Raw genomic sequence first — 1878 nt, forward strand, 5'->3', positions numbered from 1 at the left:
TGTGCGGGACAAAGCATGAGTTCGCTGCACGTGCTCCAGTTTCCCCTTTCGGGACATCTAGATGGATCACTCAACACGATCCGGCAAACCGCGATCGTTGTTCCACCACCTGTTTGGATTGTCGTTGTTCGGGTCGTAGGCGGCTCGGCTTACCCAGTCTTCTCGCAAGAAGATCACGGGTTCTTCATAGTGATGGGCAAGATGGATTGCGTCCATCACGGTTGCCAGCGTGTCGGTGTCTCGCTTGATGGAGATTTTCAGTTCGACCATTGGATAGGTCTCGGTTTCACCTGCTGCGTATCCCTCTGCATGTGTGGTGGTTGTTGACCCTTCCACGGGTTGGGAGGTCTCTCGCCCCACTGTCGAAATACTAGCATTGCGCTGATACCGACCATAGCTCAGCGGATGAGTTTTCATGATCTCATCAAGAATGCGATCTATATCTTCAACGAGCGTCTGGATTTCAATCGTCCAGACCGGCACAAACCGACCAGACTTCGCTTGGTAGTCTTCCAGATCGCTCATGTCTACGTTTCCCTAATTTGATTTCGATGGATTTCGGGCACCCAATCTTCCGGCTTGCGGTTCCAGAATTTGTTTGGTTATCTTCGTCTAGCCCTGCCCGGTGCAGGGTCCGATATGTTGGTTGTATTAAGACCACCGGTTCTTCGTATGGATGATGCTCATAAATGTTCTGGACCACCACGGCGACCCGATCTTCGTTACCGATGAAAAACGAAAGCACCTCGCAAGGAACGTCCAGCACGTTTTCGGAAGCCGCGTTGCGTCCACCCGGCAATGATCTGAAACGCTGAAGCCCACACGCAGATACGAACGACACGCGATCATAATCTCCATATTGCAATGCGTCTATCTGAGAAATCGCGTCTAAAAGAGGTTCTTCATGCACGTTCGGAACCTGCACAGAAACTTCGAAGCCGTGTTCGGTTTCGAAGCGCTTTGAGCTCAGTGAAAGAGTCATCGACAAGGCCTTTTCTAACTAGCGTCATCTAACTGAAGACGTGTCGGAAATACGAAGGCTATCTGTTAGGTAATCGACGAAGTTTATGCTGGGTCTGATTGTCCAGAAAGGGCTTTCTTGGTGATCCCAAAATGGGTTCCGAAGGCTTCGCACCCAGCAACTTCGATGCGTAACGCCCGTCCTTCGCTTGGCCGTGTGACCCAACTTTTGGCAAGGGCAACTTCCAGCAGCGCTTTGCCAAGTTGTCCTGAGAAGTGCTGACGCCGTTCTGACCAGTCGAGGCAACACTTAATGTTCGGGGTGGTCGTGTCGGCTGGTATAATCCCCATCTCGACCAAAGCCTGTATTCCTCTAGACGTCATCCGCGCAGAAGCTCCTTCAACAGTGACCCAGCCGTTCTGGATCATACCCCGAGTAATCAGTACGCCGAGACGGCCCGCGATATGATTGTAGCATGTGCGTGCAACCAACTCCGGCGCGATAGTCTTGCCTTTGACACGATACAGATGATCAGTAGGAGAAAGGGCGGACATTTGTTCAAGGACTTCGGCAATCTCATCGCTCGCCACGCGGTAATAGGTGCAGCGTCCGCTTTTGTCGGAAGTGATGATCTCGGCAGCCAATAGCTTTCCCAGATGACCGCTCGCGGTATTCGGTGCGATACCTGCTACCGATGCCAATTCCTTGCCAGTATGGGCGCAACCGTCCATTAGCTCACAAAGCATGCGCACACGGCTTGTGTCAGCAAGAGCCGCACCAATAATATCAAGTCTGGGTTCCATCGCCATGTGGGAAACATATGCGAAGCTGCGCAATAGGGATACAGACCGATGTTCGATGAATGCCGAACGATTCCCGACATTCGACGCAAATGCGAGATGCGGAAAATTGGGCTC

General features: G+C 52.1%; 2 protein-coding genes. Both read right to left on the reverse strand.

Going from position 1 to position 1878, the window contains the following annotated elements:
• Positions 1–66 precede the first annotated feature (66 nt).
• The gene (locus tag KIN_RS22150; protein WP_159811263.1) at positions 67–525 is read right to left on the reverse strand and encodes a hypothetical protein; all 459 of its coding nucleotides are present in this window, start codon (positions 523–525) and stop codon (positions 67–69) included.
• A 540-nt stretch (positions 526–1065) separates the two neighbouring features.
• Positions 1066–1878, reverse strand: an 813-nt coding sequence (locus tag KIN_RS22155) for an ArsR/SmtB family transcription factor (protein ID WP_207710164.1), incomplete at its 5' end; no start/stop codon positions are given.

Source organism: Litoreibacter roseus (genome assembly GCF_009811795.1).
Classification (GTDB): Bacteria; Pseudomonadota; Alphaproteobacteria; order Rhodobacterales; family Rhodobacteraceae; genus Litoreibacter; species Litoreibacter roseus.